General features: G+C 57.7%; 17 protein-coding genes. 15 read left to right on the top strand and 2 right to left on the bottom strand.

The window, feature by feature from the left end:
* Nucleotides 1-190: 190 nt before the first annotated feature.
* From V3W49_RS11770 to V3W49_RS11725, 10 genes are all read left to right on the top strand, one after another.
* Nucleotides 191-1,480: an alpha/beta hydrolase gene (locus V3W49_RS11770; protein WP_500145686.1), complete on the top strand. Its 1,290-nt coding sequence runs from the start codon at nucleotides 191-193 to the stop codon at nucleotides 1,478-1,480.
* Nucleotides 1,481-1,549: 69 nt separating this feature from the next.
* The gene (locus V3W49_RS11765) at nucleotides 1,550-2,029 is read left to right on the top strand and encodes a MarR family winged helix-turn-helix transcriptional regulator (protein ID WP_500145654.1); all 480 of its coding nucleotides are present in this window, start codon (nucleotides 1,550-1,552) and stop codon (nucleotides 2,027-2,029) included.
* A gap of 284 nt (nucleotides 2,030-2,313) precedes the next feature.
* Nucleotides 2,314-3,438 (top strand): amidase family protein, encoded by a 1,125-nt coding sequence (locus V3W49_RS11760; RefSeq protein WP_500145652.1) that lies wholly within the window; start codon nucleotides 2,314-2,316, stop codon nucleotides 3,436-3,438.
* A 55-nt stretch (nucleotides 3,439-3,493) separates the two neighbouring features.
* Nucleotides 3,494-4,075, top strand: a complete 582-nt coding sequence (locus V3W49_RS11755; protein ID WP_500145651.1) for a nuclear transport factor 2 family protein — start codon at nucleotides 3,494-3,496, stop codon at nucleotides 4,073-4,075.
* Nucleotides 4,047-5,348, top strand: a complete 1,302-nt coding sequence (locus tag V3W49_RS11750; RefSeq protein WP_500145650.1) for an aromatic ring-hydroxylating oxygenase subunit alpha — start codon at nucleotides 4,047-4,049, stop codon at nucleotides 5,346-5,348. Before V3W49_RS11755 ends, V3W49_RS11750 begins: the two co-directional genes overlap by 29 nt.
* Complete coding sequence (locus V3W49_RS11745) at nucleotides 5,345-5,821, top strand: aromatic-ring-hydroxylating dioxygenase subunit beta (RefSeq protein WP_500145649.1); 477 nt, start codon at nucleotides 5,345-5,347, stop codon at nucleotides 5,819-5,821. The genes V3W49_RS11750 and V3W49_RS11745 overlap by 4 nt, the downstream gene beginning before the upstream one ends.
* A 15-nt stretch (nucleotides 5,822-5,836) precedes the next feature.
* A complete protein-coding gene (locus tag V3W49_RS11740) occupies nucleotides 5,837-6,577 on the top strand; it encodes an SDR family NAD(P)-dependent oxidoreductase (protein WP_500145684.1) in 741 nt (246 codons plus the stop codon).
* Between the two features lie 10 nt (nucleotides 6,578-6,587).
* Nucleotides 6,588-7,547, top strand: a complete 960-nt coding sequence (locus tag V3W49_RS11735) for a PDR/VanB family oxidoreductase (protein WP_500145648.1) — start codon at nucleotides 6,588-6,590, stop codon at nucleotides 7,545-7,547.
* 91 nt (nucleotides 7,548-7,638) lie between these two features.
* Nucleotides 7,639-8,958 carry an MFS transporter gene (locus tag V3W49_RS11730; RefSeq protein ID WP_500145646.1) on the top strand — a complete coding sequence of 440 codons (1,320 nt, stop codon included), beginning with the start codon at nucleotides 7,639-7,641 and terminating at the stop codon, nucleotides 8,956-8,958.
* A gap of 36 nt (nucleotides 8,959-8,994) precedes the next feature.
* Nucleotides 8,995-10,218, top strand: a complete 1,224-nt coding sequence (locus V3W49_RS11725) for a flavin reductase (RefSeq protein WP_500145645.1) — start codon at nucleotides 8,995-8,997, stop codon at nucleotides 10,216-10,218.
* Here V3W49_RS11725 and V3W49_RS11720 read toward each other — a convergent pair.
* Nucleotides 10,199-11,014, bottom strand: coding sequence for a sulfite exporter TauE/SafE family protein (locus V3W49_RS11720; protein ID WP_500145644.1), 816 nt, complete (start codon nucleotides 11,012-11,014; stop codon nucleotides 10,199-10,201). The two genes, V3W49_RS11725 and V3W49_RS11720, sit on opposite strands and share 20 nt — an antisense overlap.
* Before the next feature lie 109 nt (nucleotides 11,015-11,123).
* Here V3W49_RS11720 and V3W49_RS11715 point away from each other — a divergent pair, with 109 nt between their 5' ends.
* The 5 genes from V3W49_RS11715 to V3W49_RS11695 all read left to right on the top strand — a co-directional run bounded on the left by V3W49_RS11715 (nucleotide 11,124) and on the right by V3W49_RS11695 (nucleotide 15,996).
* Nucleotides 11,124-11,897: an AraC family transcriptional regulator gene (locus V3W49_RS11715; protein WP_500145643.1), complete on the top strand. Its 774-nt coding sequence runs from the start codon at nucleotides 11,124-11,126 to the stop codon at nucleotides 11,895-11,897.
* A 324-nt stretch (nucleotides 11,898-12,221) separates the two neighbouring features.
* Nucleotides 12,222-13,385 (top strand): polysaccharide export protein, encoded by a 1,164-nt coding sequence (locus V3W49_RS11710; RefSeq protein ID WP_500145641.1) that lies wholly within the window; start codon nucleotides 12,222-12,224, stop codon nucleotides 13,383-13,385.
* Entirely contained in the window at nucleotides 13,373-13,834 is a 462-nt protein-coding gene (locus V3W49_RS11705) for a low molecular weight protein-tyrosine-phosphatase (RefSeq protein ID WP_500145640.1), read from the top strand. The genes V3W49_RS11710 and V3W49_RS11705 overlap by 13 nt, the downstream gene beginning before the upstream one ends.
* Nucleotides 13,835-13,915: 81 nt before the next feature.
* The gene (locus V3W49_RS11700; RefSeq protein WP_500145639.1) at nucleotides 13,916-15,463 is read left to right on the top strand and encodes a GNVR domain-containing protein; all 1,548 of its coding nucleotides are present in this window, start codon (nucleotides 13,916-13,918) and stop codon (nucleotides 15,461-15,463) included.
* Complete coding sequence (locus tag V3W49_RS11695) at nucleotides 15,445-15,996, top strand: polysaccharide biosynthesis tyrosine autokinase (protein ID WP_500145683.1); 552 nt, start codon at nucleotides 15,445-15,447, stop codon at nucleotides 15,994-15,996. The genes V3W49_RS11700 and V3W49_RS11695 overlap by 19 nt, the downstream gene beginning before the upstream one ends.
* Before the next feature lie 35 nt (nucleotides 15,997-16,031).
* Here V3W49_RS11695 and hemB read toward each other — a convergent pair whose 3' ends face one another.
* Nucleotides 16,032-17,009: a porphobilinogen synthase gene (hemB, locus tag V3W49_RS11690; protein ID WP_500145637.1), complete on the bottom strand. Its 978-nt coding sequence runs from the start codon at nucleotides 17,007-17,009 to the stop codon at nucleotides 16,032-16,034.
* Nucleotides 17,010-17,186: the final 177 nt, after the last annotated feature.

Here is a 17,186-nt window from a genome sequence, read left to right as displayed (position 1 = left end):
TCTCCGACTTGTTTCTGGTGTGTGCAGAGAATAAGCGTAGCGTATAAATTCCCTATTGGTTGTGGGGCATGGGAGAAATGGGTAAATCGATCAATCGTCTTATCGACAGGGGGCCATAGTGCGGCGTAGCGGATTGATTAAGTGGGGACGGCGCCTTTTGCTGCTCTTTCTGGGGCTGCTGGCGGGCGCCATGATTGGCCGAATCTACGATACTGAACGCGGCCCGGCGCTACAACCCTGGCATACGCTGGTACCGCAGGAGATGACGGCCGACCAAATCGATCGAACCGACTGGCAGGGCTATGTGGCGACGGAAGAGCGACTGTTTCGTGAAGTGGACGGTAAGCTTAGCGTGCGGCTCCCGGCGGAGAGCCGCACGCTGTTAAATCGCTATTACCCGGGAAGCCTGGTCTGGCCTGAGCGCTTTTCCCACAACTGGAATCGCTCCTGGATAATGAGGCCGGATGGTAAGGTACGCGGCGCTGTTGTGCTGCTGCACGGTCTGACGGATTCTCCTTATAGCCTGCGTCATATTGGGGAGCGCTATCGGAAACGGGGATATGTGGCGGTGGGAATACGGCTTCCGGCCCACGGTACCGTACCGGGAGCGCTAACCGATGTGGAATGGCCGTCGTGGATGGCCGCTGCACGCCTTGCGGTACGAGAGGCAACGGCACAGAGCGGCCCCGGTTTGCCCCTGCATATCGTGGGTTACTCCAATGGCGGGGCGCTGGCCATGAAGTATGCGCTGGATGCGTTGCAGGATAAGCGGCTGCGCATGCCTCAGCAGATCGTGCTGATTTCACCAATGATCGGCATTACCCGTTTTGCCCGCTTTTCCGGTCTGGCGGGCTGGCCCGCTATTTTCCCGGCTTTTGCTAAAGCCGCCTGGCTCGATATCGTGCCGGAATATAACCCTTTTAAATATAACTCGTTTCCGGTTAACGGCGCCCGTCAGTCCTGGCGCCTGACCCGGGCATTACAGCAGGAGCTTCAACAGGCGGTGCGCGACAACCGGCTGGCAGGGTTGCCGCCGGTACTGACCTTTCAGTCAGTGGTGGATTCCACGGTACGCAGCCAGGCGGTGGTGAGCGGTCTCTATCGTTACCTTCCGGCTAACGGCAGTGAACTGGTGCTCTTCGATCTGAACCAGTCGGCGCTGTTTCGTCCGCTGCTGAGCGAAGCGTCGGCTTCTGCGCTTTCCCGGCTGTTGCCTCCTCCACCCCGGCGCTATGCTACAGCGATCAGCTTTTCGCTGTCGCACATTGCTTTGCCGTTTCCGGTAACGGATTCGCTCTACGGTAGCCAACCGGCGTTGCCGGATGAGTATGGTATCAGCCTGGGAACGGTCGCTCTGCGCGGTGAAACCCAGGTGTTGATTGTCGAGATGAGTACGCTGATGCGGATCGCCTCGAATCCGTTCTTTCCCTGGATGATGAAAAGAATCGAACACCGTATTCCGCAGGGGCCGGATGGATAACATTGTCTTTCACCCAGGCGATTAGCTACTATCAAGGCTGTTCTGAGAACCGCGGTAATGGAACCGGGAATGGATATAAAGAAAAACCGTTTCGATTCGGATATGGATGCAGGCCATGAGCACCGCTTCTATCGTGAAGAGTATCCCTTTTTCTGGATTGTGAATGTTCATGCCCGCTACAGCCAACTGCTGGAAATTGAGCTGAAAAAAGTCGGGCTGGATGTTTCACGCTTTCGGGTGCTGACCCTGGCCTGGAAATATCGCACCGCTACGGTCAGCCAACTGGCGGAGTATGCGGTGATCAAAATGCCTACGGTGACTAAAATCCTGGCGCGCCTGCGTCAGGACGGGCTGGTGATTACCCGCGCCAGCGAGGCGGATGGTCGTGTGACTGAAGTTCTGCCAACGGCGGAAGGGATCGCCAGAGCGGAACAGGCCAATGAACTGGCCAGCGCGATTTTTCATCGCTCATTTAAGGGAATACGCCCGGCGCAGGTAAATAAAATGAATCAGACGCTGGCGTTGATCCTGTCTAATCTCAGCGACTGAGCTCGCTGTTCCTCCCTTCCTGAGAGCGATTTTTTTTGCTTTTTTATGCAGAGAAATCGCGCATTCTTATCCATGAAACATTTATAAATACCGCTTTTTTTATCCGGTTTATTTTTCTTATTTTATTGATTTTTATTATTGTTTTTTGATTTTTCTCTGTGATTGTGATTTGCGCTGTATATTGAATTTATATGATACAAATCACTTGAATTTTCAAGTAATATGCTCAAAAATGAATCTGACTAAAAAGTGACGGCGATGACCGCACGAACAGGACAGACAATATGAGCAAACTCAATCGCACTCCCTGTACGCCACAGGGCTACATTGCTACTGGCACCATCGGCGACGGTGACCTTACCTTTGCGGTGAAGGACACGCTGGATGTCGCCGGTTATCCCTCCCGGGCAGGCAGTCTGGCGCTGGAAAACGCCCCGCCTGCCGCTCGTCATGCCCGGGTGGTGGCCCAACTGCTGGCGGCTGGCTGTCGGCTTACCGGCAAGACCACGCTGCATGAACTGGCCTTTGGCGTTACCGGCATTAACCCCGGAGCAGGAACGCCCGTAAATTCCCTCTATCCCCGCCTGATTCCCGGAGGATCCTCCAGCGGCTCCGCCACCGCGGTCGCCAGTGGCAGTGTCGATTTCGCCATCGGCACCGATACCGGTGGCTCCGTGCGTATGCCTGCCGCCTGCTGTGGCGTCGTGGGACTTAAACCCGGTTTTGACCGCGTCTCCCGTGAAGGCGTGCTGCCTGCCGTCAGTTCCCTTGATTGCGTGGGGTTTTTCACCCGCGACCTTGCCACGCTTGACGCGGTGCTGGAGCGCCTGGGTCTGGAGGATTCCGCTGCGGAAGATGGGCCGCTGACTCCGGTTTTTATCCGCGGCCAGGCGCTGCCGGAGATCGATTCTCTGCTGCTTAAACGATTGGGAGACAACGTTGAAACGGCGGCGCTACTGGGGCTGGCTGCGGCGCATGAAGCCGGTCTGCACATCATCAGCCACGAAAACTGGCTGGCGTTTTCCGGGCTGTGTGACCATCCGGCGCTGTCGCCGGATGTGCGTCAGCGCATTGCCGGCGGTGCTGAGGTCACGCCCCGGATGCTGGCCAGGGCAGAAGCGGTGCGTGTGGATTTCAGCCGTGAGGTTGATGCGCTGCTGAAACGTCATAGCTTGCTGCTTTTGCCTGCGTTGCCCGCACTACCACCAACCCTTGAAGAAGCACGGGATCCCCTGGCCGCAGTGACGCTAACCCGGCTGTTGCGACCATTCAATCTGAGTGGCCATCCGGCGCTGGTTATTCCGGCGGGTGAGATCGACGGGCGCCCGGTAGCGCTGCAAATCGTTGCGGCCAGGGGGCAGGAAAGGATGCTGGTAGGCACTGCCGGGCGGCTGTTGCGCCAGCGTTAATTACCGCGATTCGTTAACCGACTGATTCGGGCGATAAGCCTGAAGGGGGATCCCTATGCCTGAAATATGTCACCAGGCCCTGCTGGACAGGCTGGTACGCCTTGAAGCGGAGCAGTCTGTACGCTGGATCATCAGCGAATACATGCACCTGTGCGACGCGCTGGACAGTTCGCAGACCGTGGCGCGTATTGCCGCACTGTTTTGCGAAGATGCGCTCTGGGAAGGGGTGGGAAAACCTTATGCCGAACGGTTGGGGCGCCACCAGGGGAGAGCCGCCATCGCTGCCATGATGGGCAGCTACATACGCCAGCCCGCTCACTTCACCACCAATGTTCATTTCCTGTGCTCGGAGCAGATTCAGGTTGACCAGAGTGCTCAGGGGGCCACAGGGCGCTGGAAGATGCTGCAAACCTCCACCTTTCATAGCGGTATGTCGCACCTGAACTGCGCCGAATTAGTGATTCATTTTCGCCGTTGCGCGGACGATAAGTGGCGCATTTGTCACTTTACGACCCGCAATTTGTTTAGTCGCCCGGTGGATTACTGGCATGCCGATCGGACATTTCCCGTGCCGCGCAGTACGCCGCCGTTCCAGTCAGGAGAAAACGATGGAAACGATACCCGTAACGAATATTGACCCCGGTCTGAGCCACAAAGCGATTGCCGGACTGGTACGCCACGATAGGGTGCATACCTCGCTCTATACTTCTCCGGCGCTGTTCGAGCTGGAGATGGAACGTATTTTTTCCCGTACCTGGGTGTGGGTGGCCCACGAAAGCGAAGTACCGGAGCCCGGTAGTTTTAAGTCTTCGTTTGTCGGCACCCAGCCGGTGATTGTGGTGCGCGATCGCAAGCGCAATATCAACGTGCTGCTTAACCGCTGCCGCCACCGCGCCGCCACGGTCTGCGAACACCGCCGCGGCAAGACCAACAACTTCGTCTGCCCCTATCACGGTTGGGGCTACGGACTGGATGGCAGTCTGCGCGGCGTACCGCATCCTGAAAGCTATGGTGACGCCCTGGATAAAGCCGAACTAGGCATGGTGCGGCTGCGTACCGAAAGCTATGGCGGCATGATCTTCGCGACTTTTCAGGAAGATATCGCGCCGCTTAGCGATTTTCTGGGGCCAGCGAAGAAGTGGATCGATCTGTTTATGAAGCAGGGGGCCGGTTATCCCATTCAGGCCACTCAGGCGCACCGTTTTCGCTTTCCCGGCAACTGGAAAATCCAGCTGGAAAACACCACCGATGGCTACCACTTCCCCATCGTGCATAAGTCGTTCCTGAGCTCGGTGGATAAACAAACCGAAGAGATGCTCAATTTTGTGGATGGCGGTGGCTATGTCGAAGATCTCGGTAATGGGCATAGCGTGATGGTGATGATACCAGACCTGGTGGATCTGGAGGAAAACCTGGAGGCCGATATTCCGGAGCGCTTCCTGAGCCTTGCCCAGGCGTTGCGTGACGAAGGTCATGAAGAGATGCAGGTGCGGCGTATTGTTCGCGCCGTAGGCGGCAGCGGCTTTAACCTCAATCTGTTTCCCAATGTGGCCTGTTCAATGGCCTTCTTCCGGGTGTTACAGCCCATTTCGGTACGGGAAACCGAAATTCACCATGTGGCGATTGAAATGAAAGGTGGGCCAGCTATCGCGAACCGCGCCCGGCTGCGACTGCACGAACATTTTCAGGGGCCAATGGGTTTTGGCACGCCGGACGACGCCGAAGCCTGGGAACGGGTGCAGCGCGGCGCCGGATCCGGTGACGATTTGTGGATCATGCTTAACCGCGGCCTGCCCGGAGAGCGTCCGGGAGCCGATGGGCCGCGTAGCGATGTCAGCGCCGAAACCGGTATGCGCGCCGCCTATCAACAGTGGAAAAACTACATGACTGAAGGGGGACAGGGCGTATGAGTGCACAGCGTATTAACGAGGTGGTGAGCTTCCTTAATCTGGAGGCCGATATGCTGGATCAGGGCGAATTTGATAGCTGGCTGACGCTCTGGCATCCCGACGGCCGCTATATCGTTCCCATCGAACCTCATTGCGACGATTTCGAAAATATCCTGAACTTCGCCTTTGATGACGACGCCATGCGCCGCAAGCGGGTGCAGCGTCTCTACAGCGGTGAATCGATTTCCACCACGCCCAGAGCGCGCACCATTCGTATGCTGGCCCGCCATCGAATTCTGGCAGATACCCCGTCGCGGCTGGAGGTGCGCTGTGCCCAGTCGCTGTGGGAATACCGCAAAGGAAAGGCGCAACACTACGTGGCCGATCTTCATTATCAGCTGCTGCCGCAGCCGGAGGGGTTCCTGATTGAGCGCAAAGTGGTGCGACTGCTGAACAGCGACGGCTACCTCAGCAGCATTGGCTACATCCTGTAAGGCGCGGAGGTAATGATGAGTGATGCAGTATTAGTGACCGGCGCGGCTGCGGGTCTTGGGCAAACCATCGCCGGGCATTTGCTGGCCCAGGGATTCCGGGTGATATTCGCCGATCTGAACGGCGAACAGGCTCAGGCGGCGCTGGAGGCCGCTGGCGGTGAGCGGGAGTGCGCGCTGGCGCTGGAACTGGATATTCGAGATCCCGAAAGTTTTCGGCGGGCCATCGACCTGGCTCATCGCCACTTTGGTGCGCTACACGGGCTGGTAAATAACGCTGCCCTGACCCTGACGACGCCAGTGATGGAGATTTCGGTCGAGGAGTTCGACCAGGTGATGACCACCAATCTGCGCGGTACTTTCGTCGGCTGCCAGACCGCAGGTCGCTACTTCAGCGATCGGGGCTACGGGCGAATCGTCAATCTGGCTTCGCTGGCCGGGCAGAACGGGGGAACCGCCTCTGGCGCGCACTATGCCGCTTCCAAGGGAGGCATTCTGACGCTGACCCGGGTATTCGCCAGAGCGCTGGGCGGCGCGGGCGTGACGGTCAATGCCGTGGCGCCCGGCCCGATGGATCTGCCATCGGTTCATGCGGCGGTGCCGCCTGAACGAATGGCGGCCTTGCTGGCGATGATTCCGGTAGGGCAACTGGGGGAGCCGGGCTTTGTGGCCAGAGCGGTAGCGCTGCTGGCGTCGCGCGACGCCGGTTTCGTGACGGGCGCTACCTGGGACATCAACGGTGGTATCTACATGCGTTAATGGAGGAGCTATGGATGATGTCATGACGCTGCGGATAGCGGCGCGGGAAGAGCAGGGGGAGGGGGTTGTACTGCTGACGCTGACGTCAACAAGCGGCGATGAGCTCCCCCCTTTCAGTGCCGGGGCGCATCTTGATTTGCACCTGGCGGATGGGCTGGTACGTCAGTATTCGCTGTGCGGCGATCCCCGGGATCGTCGGCACTATCGTCTGGGGATCCTGCGTTCGCCGACATCGCGTGGCGGATCGATGGCGGCCTGGGCGCTGAGCCCCGGTGATGAAGTTCAGGTTAGCGCGCCGCGTAACCTGTTTCCGCTGGCTGAGGAAGGCGAAAACGCGCTGCTGGTGGGTGGGGGGATCGGGATTACGCCGCTGCTGGCGATGGCTCACACGCTGCACCAGGCCGATCGGAGGTTCACGCTGCACTACTGCGGTCGTCGTCGCGAGAGTATGGCGTTTCTGGCCGAACTGGCGGCGGTGCCATGGTCTGGTCGGGTGGTGCTGCATATCAGCGACGAGGGCAGTCGGCTCGATCCAAAGAGATTACTGAACGATGCACCTGAAGGCAGCCACCTCTACACCTGCGGGCCGGAAGGGTTAATGCAGGCGCTGACCGATGCCGCTGAACGTGCGGGACTGGCGGCTGAGTGCCTGCACCAGGAAAGCTTTACCCCTGCGGCGCCCGGTGGCGGTGAGGCGTTTGAGGTATCGATACCGGCGCTGGATGTCACCGTGCAGGTGGGGGAGTCCCAGAGCATCGTACAGGCGCTGGCGCAGGCTGGCGTGCGGGTCAAGGTCTCTTGCGAACAGGGTATTTGCGGCACCTGTCTGGCCAATGTGCTGGAAGGTACGCCTGAGCATCGCGACCAGTATCTGACGCCAGAAGAAAAGGCCGACAACGACCAGGTCATTCTCTGTTGTTCGCGGGCCCGCAGCGCAAGGCTTGTGATCGAAGTCTTCGAAGTGGAATAGACGCTCGGGTGCGAGGAGCGCGCCATTTCAGTTGCTGTTTTCCGATTTTTGCGGGCAGGCGCCCGCGTGACGAATAAAGGGGCAGAACGATATGAAGACGCAAAACTTACCGCCGGGCGCTAATGCCGGTCCGGGTCAGATGCGCAAGCTGGTGATCAGTTCATTGTTGGGTAACTCGCTGGAATGGTATGACTTTTTTCTTTACGGCACGGCGGCGGCGCTGGTGTTCGGCGATCTGTTTTTTCCCGACCAGGGGGGCGGGCTGGAAGGTGCCATGCTGGCGTTTTCCGGCTTTGCGGTGGGCTTTCTGGCCCGACCGTTAGGCGGCGTTATCTTCGGCCATATGGGGGACCGGTATGGCCGTAAACGGGCGCTGGTGATTACCCTGGCATTAATGGGGAGCAGTACCTTTATTATCGGATTGTTGCCGGGATATCAGAGCATCGGGGTGCTGGCGCCGGTGGCGTTGATTTCACTACGCTTTTTGCAGGGGATGGCCTCTGGCGGCGAGTGGGGCGGCGGCGTGCTGATGCTGAGCGAAAATGCAGATCCGGCGCGTAAAGGCTTTTATACCGCCTGGAGTCAGATGGGGGTTGCTGGCGGTTTCGTACTCTCTTCGCTGGCCTACTGGCTGGCCCAAAAACTCCCGGAAGCTGCCTTTATGGACTGGGGCTGGCGCCTGCCGTTTCTGGCCAGCGTGGTGTTATTTCTGGTGGCGATGTACATCCGTAAGAATATCGAAGAGAGCAGCGCCTTCCTTGCCGAGCGTGACAGGAATCCACCGCATCAGGAACAGCAGACACCCTTGAATCAGGTGTGCCGGGAACACTGGCGGGAGCTGTTGCAGGCTATCGCGCTACGACTGCCGGAAAATGGCGCCGTCTATCTGTTTTTCACCTTTTCCATTGTCTACTGCAAGCACGTGGGGATTTCGACCGAGCACATCATTGCCTGCGTCACCCTGGCGATGATTGTGGAATTCTTTTCAATTCTGTTCTGGGGAGCGCTGGCCGATCGCATTGGTTTTCGGCGGGTCTATCTGATAGGCGTTCTGGGGGTTCTGCTGGTGGCTTTCCCTTTCTTCTGGCTTATCGAAAGCGCCAGCTTTGGCAATGTGCTGCTGGCGATGATGCTGGGGCTGCCGGTGTGTCATGGCGCGATGACGGGGTCACAGCCGCCGATAATGGCAGATCTGTTTCCTGCCACGGTTCGTTATACCGGCCTGTCTCTGGGACATGAGATTGGATCGATCCTGGCGGGCGGTATTGGGCCAATGCTTGCCGTAGCGCTGTTGATCGCTTTCGATTCGGCCTGGCCGGTCTCGCTAATGCTGATTGCCTGGTCGCTGTGCGCGCTGGTGGCGCTCTGGTCGCTGAGGCGTGGGGGGGCGCGGCATGTGGCCGTGGCCTGATGTGCCTGAAGCGGAATATTTCACGAGGAAACCGCTATGAAACCACTGTTATCGCAGAGCCATTGCGCAACCCCCGGTGTTGGGCAAGCGTCGCTGGATACTTTACTGGCCGATATTCGTCGCCGTTCCGGGGAAGGCGAGTTCGACCGGCTACGTCATATACCGAAGGAGATAGTCGAAGGATTTCGCCGGCAGGGGATTTATCGCGCGCTGGTGCCTCGCCGCCTGGGAGGGGAAGAGTGCAGCGCCGCCGAATTTTGTCGGCGTATCGAACAGATCTCCCAGGCTGATGGCTCCGCAGGCTGGGTCGCCAGCTTTGGTATGGGGATTGTTTATCTGGCGGCGCTGCCGCTGGAGACCCTGAAAATGCTCTATCGTTCCGGGCCGGATCTGATTTTCGCGGGGGGGATTTTTCCGCCTCAGTCCGCTCCGGTGGTGGAAGGTGGCATGCGGGTGAGTGGCCGCTGGAAGTTTTCCAGCGGCTGTCTGGGGGCGGATATCGTCGGTGTGGGTATTACGCCGGTAGAGGGCGACAGCCGCGGTCTGCCGAGAATGGCGGTGATGGCGCGCGAACGGCTGGCCCTGGACCACCTATCTGCTGGCGGACGTGCCGGATCTGGAAGGGGTACACGCTGCCTGCAATCTGTTTCGCACCACGCCCGTGGGCGACGGTACGCACCGACTGTGGCGTTATTGCCGGGTAGAGGCGCGCACCGGTCGGGAACTGATTATTCAGGCATAGGGGTAGAAATGGATAATTCAATCGATAAAGAGGCCTTTCGGGACGGGATGGCGATGCTGGGCGGCGCCGTTTCCATTATTACCAGCGCCGGGGTGTCGGGTCGTGTGGGTATGACGGCTTCCGCTGTCTGTAGCGTAACCGATGCGCCGCCGACCCTGCTGGTCTGTATTAATCGCAACGCCTGGACCCACGGGCAGTTTGTGGATAACGGCGTGCTGTGTGTCAATGTGCTGGGGGCCGATCAAGCCGCGCTTTCCGGGCGTTTCGCCAGTCGGGAGATAACCATGCCGCAGCGCTTCCTTTCCCACAACTGGAGCGAACTGGCGACCGGTGCGCCGGCGCTGGACGATGCGCTGGTGAATTTCGACTGCCGTATCGTCGCTGGTCACGATGTCGGGAGCCACACGGTGTTTTACGGTGAAGTGCAGGCGATTCGCCGTGGTGAAAGGCGCGGCGGCCTGGTGTGGTTTAACCGCGACTATCATCAACTGGCGCCGGTTACCCCGCTACGACCATGACCACGATGACCAGCGCCAGTAGCACAGGGTAGATACGGGCGTGCAGGGCGTCGGGCAGGCGTCCGATATAACGCGACGTCATAGTGATGCCAGCCCATGCGCCAGCAGCCAGCAGGAGCGCGGCCCGTAGGTTGATGGCGCCGATAAAGCCTGGGCCGTCGGCACCGGGCAGGTGGCGCGCCAGTCCCAGCCAGACCAGGGTGCCGATGGCGGCTATGGGGAGCGACAGCGGGTTGGCCATGGCGGTGGCGCCGGTCATGCTGGCGCCGCGACGGCGCATCAGCGGTACCGTCATGACGCTACCTCCCACGCCAAGCAGCGCGGCAATCAGACCGATAATCACCCCAATGCCTGCCGTGACGCGGCCGGATACTCGCTGTGTTGGAACCGGAGCCCGGCGCAGAAAACCCGGGCGTAGCAGGCAGTCGGCGATGGTAATGAGCAGATAGGTGATAAAAGCGTAGCGCACCAGTTCGCCGTCCAGCCCGATAGCGCAGATGGCGCCAATAGCCGCGCCGGGAATAATGCCCGCTACCAGCGGTCGGACGCTGCGCCAGTTGAGAGAGCCGGCTCGATGATGGTGCAGGGTGCTGAGCCCGGCACTGAAAATCATCACGCAGGTCGAGGTGGCGACGGCTACCTGCATCGCCGCCAGGCCGTCGGGCGATGCGGTGCCATATTGCGTTATCATCAGCGTATAGATTAGCGGTACGGTAAAAAAGCCGCCGCCGAAGCCGAACAGAACCGTGGTGACGCCGCTCAGGGCGCCGCAGGCCAGCAGTAGAATCGTCATCATTTCTCTCTTGTGACAGGGGAACCCGCAAGAGCCTATACTGAACGAAGCTGGCCGGCTTACGCGTAATGGCCATCAGTTTGTTTATTTCGGCCAGTTCGGGAGGGGAAATATGCATAATGTCGCGCTGGACAGGGTAGACGGTACCCCCAGAGCGGTCGTAGCCATCGGTACTGATTATCCACCGGGAACGCTGCTGACGCGGCACAGCCACCGCCGGGCGCAGTTCCTGTATGGCATCAGCGGAGTGATGGAGGTCAGTACCGACGATGGTGCCTGGGTGGTGCCGACCCGCTGCGGCGTGTGGATCCCCGCGGGTAAGCCGCATCAGGTGCTGATGGCGGGAGTCAGTACCCGCAGTCTCTATATCGAGTCGGATAATGCGCCGCGTCAGAGCTCATGCTGCGAGGTGCTGTCGGTTTCGCCTCTTCTGCATCAACTGCTGCTGGAGGCGGTGGATCTGGAACCGCTGTATTCTCTGCATGGCCGGGATGACGCGCTTATCCGTTTGCTGCTGTGTGAACTGAATATCGCGCCGGTGCTGCCATTTTTTGCGCCGCTTCCCCGTGATGCCGTTCTGGCCCGACGCTGCGGCGAATTTATGAAGGCGCCTTCTGTGCGCAGTCAGCCGGAAACCTGGGCCGCAGCATTGAATAAAAGCCAGCGCAGCTTTTCGCGTTTTTTCCGTCAACAGACCGGAATGGCCTTTAGCCAGTGGCGCCAGCGCGCCTGCCTGCTCTATGCTCTGCCCGCCATTGCCTCGGGACGTTCGGTTACTGCCGTTGCGCTGGATCTGGGTTATGAAAGCCCGGCCGCTTTTTCTGCGATGTTTCGCCGCTGTATGGGAACTGCGCCTTCGTATTTTTCTGAGTATCGCCAGAGATAAATACGATTCTGTTTTTATAACTGATTATTTTATCAAGTTATTTTCGGATTCTAATTATTGACAGCGGTACTTTGTGATTTTAAATTTACGCGCGATCTTTTTATATACTCCTGAAACTAATGTGTTATTTCATAAAATCTTCTACTTTCTGATTTTTTTGAATTGATGATTTAAATGGCAATATTTTATGTTATTGATATAGTTTGCTTTGTTTCTTATGTGTTTGGTAGGAATTCTCCTGGCTAATTTAGGAAAATACACTGATGCATAGTCGGAAAAAGGAATAAATCTGAACAAGATAATTGACAGGGATTGGTGTTTTAAATGAAAAATCTTAGTGTAATAGTTGTCGCAATATTATTAAATGGTTGCGTGCTTTCTTCTGCGCCTCATCTTTCAACCAGCGGTAAACAGTCCGTTGCCGTTGAAGATGCCGATTTTAATATTAATTCCATGGTGACTCTTTATCCGGTAACGCCTTCGGTTATTGCCGGGCTGCGTCCGGCGGAGATTGTTGCGCGCAACTCCCCCCAACTGGATGAAGAAATTCGTCACTACGAATACCGCATTGGCGTTGGCGATGTCCTGATGGTGACAGTCTGGGATCACCCGGAGCTGACGACTCCGGCGGGGACCTACCGCAGCGCCAGCGATACCGGAAACTGGGTTAATGCGGACGGTACCATTTTTTATCCGTATATCGGCAAGGTAAAGGTGGTAGATAAGACCATTAGCGAAGTTCGGGATGAGATTATGCAGAGCCTGGCGCGCTATATCGAATCTCCGCAGGTGGATGTTAGCGTCGCGGCATTCCGCTCTCAGAAGGTGTATGTGACGGGCGAAGTCACAACATCCGGCAAGCAGCCAATCACCAATGTTCCGTTGACTCTGCTGGATGCCATTAACCAGGCGGGCGGCCTGACGGCGACGGCGGACTGGCGCAACGTGGTGCTGACCCGGAATGGTAAGGCGCAGCACCTTTCGTTGCAGGCGCTGATGCAGAAGGGCGATCTTACCCAGAACCGGCTTCTGAGGGCGGGCGACATTCTGTATGTGCCGCGTAATGACGATCTGAAAGTGTTCGTGATGGGCGAGGTCAACAAGCAGACCACGTTGGTGATGGATCGCAGTGGAATGACGCTGACGGAAGCGTTGGGGCGTGCTGAAGGCGTTTCGCTGACGGACAGTGATGCTTCCGGGATCTTCGTGATTCGCCCCCGTCATCCGAAGGATAACGTACCCGGCACGGCGCAGGTGGCCAACGGAGCGGCGGGACAGAAACTTGCCGATATCTACCAGCTCGATCTGTCCGACGCCACGGCGCTGGTGTTAGGCGCAAACTTCTTCCTTGAACCTTATGATGTGGTGTATGTCACTACGGCGCCCGTTGCCCGCTGGAATCGGGTCATTAATCAACTGCTGCCCACGGTGGTGGGGATCAACAGTCTGACTGAAACTACGCACTGGGCCAGAACATGGGGGAAATAACTCTGCGCCATATTCTGGTGGTGTGCACCGGGAATATCTGCCGCTCTCCCGCAGCGGCCGGCCTGCTGGCCGCTCAGGTGGACGGCGATGTGGAGTCGGCGGGGATCCATGCTCCGATCGGTCATCGGGCGGACGTTCGGGCTATGCGGCTGGCCGAACGGTACGGCGTCTCTCTTTACAAGCATCGAGCCAGGCAGTTAACCCGGCAGATGTGCAGCCGAAGCGATCTTATTCTGGTCATGGAAAGAGGCCATATTAGCGATGTTGCCAACCTGGCGCCGGAGGCGCGCGGTAAAACTTTACTGCTGGGCCATTGGCTGGATCGTGCGGAAATTGCCGATCCCTGGCAGGAAAGTGACTCCCGCTTTGAGCAGATTTTCGCTCAGATAGAGCACGCCGTCTGTCGGTGGGCTTCGGTACTTAATGCGTCATTTCAACATCAGGGATAGAGGTAACAGGGCATCCTGGAACAGAAAAACGAACGGGGTGGTAAGGGTGAAGAGATCGATCTTATCCAGCTTCTTTTTTCATTGCTGGATTGTAAGGGAACGATCCTGGGGATTATGTTGGCCACTTTTCTGGTGGGGGTGCTATGGGTTATGGCGCAAACGCCAGTGTGGCAGGCTAATGCGTTGGTTCAGGTGGATAAAAACAGCGGGGTTAATCTACTGGCCAGTTTTTCTGAGCTGATGCCTGACAGTGGGCCTCAGTCCAGTACTGAAGCGGAAATCATTCGCTCGCGTATGGTGTTGGGGAAAACGGTGACGGAGATGGGGCTGGACACGATAGTGACGCCAGATGCTCTTCCGCTGATAGGCTCCATCGCCTCGCGCCTGTTTCAGTCGGCGCCGCAGCGACTGACGCTGACCTGGAAAGCACCGGACGATCTGCTTAATGAACGAGTTATGACGCTGGAAGTGCTCAAGGGGGGACGCTTTCGCATCACGCCCGAGCGGGACAAGCCGCAGGAAGGGGTAGCGGGAAAACCTCTGCGTTTTTCCGATATGCAGTTGACCGTTAATGCGATAGACGCGCCTGTGGGCACAACCTTTACCCTGCGTAAACTGCCTCTGCAGGCGGCAATCGAACGAGTTCTGCGAGATTTCAACGTGCAGGAGCAGGGCAACGGCACCGGTGTACTAAAGCTGACCTATCGGGGTACCGATCCGGTGTATATTCGCGACGTTCTGAATAGCCTGGCGCTTAACTATCGGCGTCAGCATATTGCCTGGCGTTCGGAGGAGGTGGGAAGGAGCCTGCTGTTTGTCGATGAGCAACTGCCAAAGATTCAGGAAAAACTTAATCAGGCGGAAGAGCGGCTGAATAATTTCCGCCGTAAGAATGATTCGGTGGATCTCTCTCTGGAAGCGAAAAGCACGCTGGATAGCATGGTGACCGTTGAGACAGGACTCAACGAACTGGCGTTTAAAGAGGCTGAGCTATCCAAGCTGTATACCCACGAACATCCGGCTTATCGGGCGCTGGTCGAGAAGCGGCGGACGTTAACGGAAGAGCGCCGTAAACTGAACCAGCGCGTCTCTTCCATGCCGGGCACCCAGCAGGAAGTACTGCGTCTGACCCGGGATATGGAATCGGCGCAGCTTATCTACACGCAATTGCTGAATAAGCAGCAGGAGCTGCGCATCAGTAAGGCCAGTATCGTGGGGTATGTGCGGATTATCGATTTGGCTGCGACCGAAAGCCGGCCGGTAGCGCCCAGAAAAGCGCTTATTCTGGCGCTGTTTTTGGTGTTGGGCGGCGTGCTGGGCTGCGGCGTGGCATTGCTTAAAAGCGCTTTCCGCCATGGGTTGCATAACGTGCGCGAGCTGGAGTCTATGGGGCTGCTGGTTTATGCCAGCATTCCCCTGAGTCGGAAACCGCATGGAACCTTGCGTCTGTTTAACCGAAATCGCAGTGTATCTGCGGTTGCCGGGCCGCTGGCGTTCAGCCAGCCGGACGATCTGGTCGTGGAATCTTTTCGGAGTCTGCGAACCAGTCTGCACTTCGCGCTGATGGAAGCGCCTAATAATATCCTGATGGTCGTGGGCCCCCCCCCGAACTGGGGAAAACGTTTGTAAACGCTAATCTGGCCACGGTATTTGCCCAGAGCGGCCAGCGTGTTCTGCTGGTGGATTGCGATTTGCGACGCGGCGATGTGCATCAGCTATTTGGGTGCGACGAAGCGCCCGGCCTTGGGGAAGTATTGCGAGGCGAGGCGTCGATCAATCAGGCCATCGTACAGGGTATGGTGCCGGGACTTTTCGTACTGCCCCGTGGCAAAGGCGGAAATGGCGTACAGGAATGGTTGATGAGCGACAATTTTTCGGCGCTGCTGGCGGAGGCATCACGGCAGTACGATTTGGTGATTCTGGATACGCCACCGGTACTGGCGGTTTATGATGCGCTGATTATCGGCCGCCATGCAGGCAGTACGCTTATGGTGACTCGCTTTGAAACCACCACCCGGGCGGAGCTGGAAACCAGCCTGCGGCGCTTTGAGCAGAATAATATCAAGGTGAGCGGCGTCATTCTGAATGCCACGCGACGGCGCAGAGGGGAATTCTACGAATACGGCCTGTTCCAGCACTATGCCTATGAGAGCAAACCGTAATTGAACCCCATGCCCGAGTGGGCATGGGGAAAGCGTTACAGTACCTTCTGTTCGGCCAGATCGAGAGCGAAGTAGCTCATGATCAGGTCGGCGCCGGCGCGCTTCATGGCGCCCAGGCTTTCCAGCACGATGTTGCGTTCGTCAATGGCGCCTGCCTGGGCTGCGAATTTAATCATCGCGTATTCGCCGCTAACCTGGTAGGCCGCCAGCGGCAGTTCGGTACGCTCGCGGATATCCCGCAGAATATCCAGATAAGGGCCCGCTGGTTTTACCATCAGGCAGTCGGCGCCCTGAGCTTCATCCAGCAGCGACTCACGGATTGCCTCGCGACGGTTCATCGGGTTCATCTGATAGGTTTTACGATCGCCTTTCAGCGCAGAGCCAGCGGCTTCGCGGAATGGCCCGTAGAACGATGAAGCGAACTTGGTGGAGTAGGACATGATTGCCGTCTCGGTGAAGCCTTCGGCGTCCAGCGCAGTGCGGATAGCCTGTACCTGCCCATCCATTGCCGCTGAGGGCGCAATAAAATCAGCGCCGGCCCGGGCGGCGGTTACCGCCTGACGCCCGAGGTTGGCCAGGGTCGCATCGTTATCCACGCCGTGGTCGCACAGTACGCCGCAGTGGCCGTGGGTGGTGTATTCGCAGAAACAGGTATCGGACATCACGATCATTTCAGGTACGGCGTCTTTGGCGATGCGTGACATGCGCGCTACCAGGCCGTTTTCATTCCAGGTATCGCTACCGGTTTCGTCAGTATGATGAGAGATACCGAAGGTCATGATCGAACGAATGCCCGCCTTAGCAAAACGTTCAACTTCAAACGCCAGGCGTTTTTCCGGAATGCGCACCACGCCCGGCATCGCCTCGATGGGCGTATAGTCATCGGCGCCTTCTTCAACAAAGATTGGCAACACCAGGTCGTTCAGGGAAAGGGTGGTCTCTTCGAACAGCGCACGCATCGCCGGGGTCTGGCGCAGGCGGCGCGGGCGATTGATTAATGAAAAATTGGACATAGCACCAACTCTGTTCTGGGTGAATTTATCTGGACACTGGCTCATATATTACCCGATTTTTTCCGCCAGGGTTTTGCGATTATCGCCCTTCAGATAAAACGGTTCAGCTATCCACTACGGCGTGTTGCAAAATATCATTTTGAGTTCTACTTTGTGGGTAGGGTATTTCACTGATAA

Origin of the sequence: Rosenbergiella sp. YN46, from assembly GCF_036620675.1 — a bacterium.
Taxonomy (GTDB): domain Bacteria; phylum Pseudomonadota; class Gammaproteobacteria; order Enterobacterales; family Enterobacteriaceae; genus Jejubacter.
This window is presented reverse-complemented; position numbering and strand designations above follow the sequence as displayed.

What these genes read in the sequence shown, in the direction of transcription:
- V3W49_RS11765 (WP_500145654.1), top strand. Translation starts at nt 1,550, where the DNA reads ATGGATATAAAGAAAAACCGTTTCGATTCGGATATGGATGCAGGCCAT.
- V3W49_RS11710 (WP_500145641.1), top strand. Translation starts at nt 12,222, where the DNA reads ATGAAAAATCTTAGTGTAATAGTTGTCGCAATATTATTAAATGGTTGC.
- V3W49_RS11755 (WP_500145651.1), top strand. Translation starts at nt 3,494, where the DNA reads ATGCCTGAAATATGTCACCAGGCCCTGCTGGACAGGCTGGTACGCCTT.
- V3W49_RS11745 (WP_500145649.1), top strand. Translation starts at nt 5,345, where the DNA reads ATGAGTGCACAGCGTATTAACGAGGTGGTGAGCTTCCTTAATCTGGAG.
- V3W49_RS11725 (WP_500145645.1), top strand. Translation starts at nt 8,995, where the DNA reads ATGAAACCACTGTTATCGCAGAGCCATTGCGCAACCCCCGGTGTTGGG.
- V3W49_RS11715 (WP_500145643.1), top strand. Translation starts at nt 11,124, where the DNA reads ATGCATAATGTCGCGCTGGACAGGGTAGACGGTACCCCCAGAGCGGTC.
- V3W49_RS11770 (WP_500145686.1), top strand. Translation starts at nt 191, where the DNA reads ATGATTGGCCGAATCTACGATACTGAACGCGGCCCGGCGCTACAACCC.
- V3W49_RS11705 (WP_500145640.1), top strand. Translation starts at nt 13,373, where the DNA reads ATGGGGGAAATAACTCTGCGCCATATTCTGGTGGTGTGCACCGGGAAT.
- V3W49_RS11720 (WP_500145644.1), bottom strand. Translation starts at nt 11,014, where the DNA reads ATGATGACGATTCTACTGCTGGCCTGCGGCGCCCTGAGCGGCGTCACC.
- V3W49_RS11740 (WP_500145684.1), top strand. Translation starts at nt 5,837, where the DNA reads ATGAGTGATGCAGTATTAGTGACCGGCGCGGCTGCGGGTCTTGGGCAA.
- V3W49_RS11760 (WP_500145652.1), top strand. Translation starts at nt 2,314, where the DNA reads ATGAGCAAACTCAATCGCACTCCCTGTACGCCACAGGGCTACATTGCT.
- V3W49_RS11730 (WP_500145646.1), top strand. Translation starts at nt 7,639, where the DNA reads ATGAAGACGCAAAACTTACCGCCGGGCGCTAATGCCGGTCCGGGTCAG.
- V3W49_RS11750 (WP_500145650.1), top strand. Translation starts at nt 4,047, where the DNA reads ATGGAAACGATACCCGTAACGAATATTGACCCCGGTCTGAGCCACAAA.
- hemB (WP_500145637.1), bottom strand. Translation starts at nt 17,009, where the DNA reads ATGTCCAATTTTTCATTAATCAATCGCCCGCGCCGCCTGCGCCAGACC.
- V3W49_RS11735 (WP_500145648.1), top strand. Translation starts at nt 6,588, where the DNA reads ATGGATGATGTCATGACGCTGCGGATAGCGGCGCGGGAAGAGCAGGGG.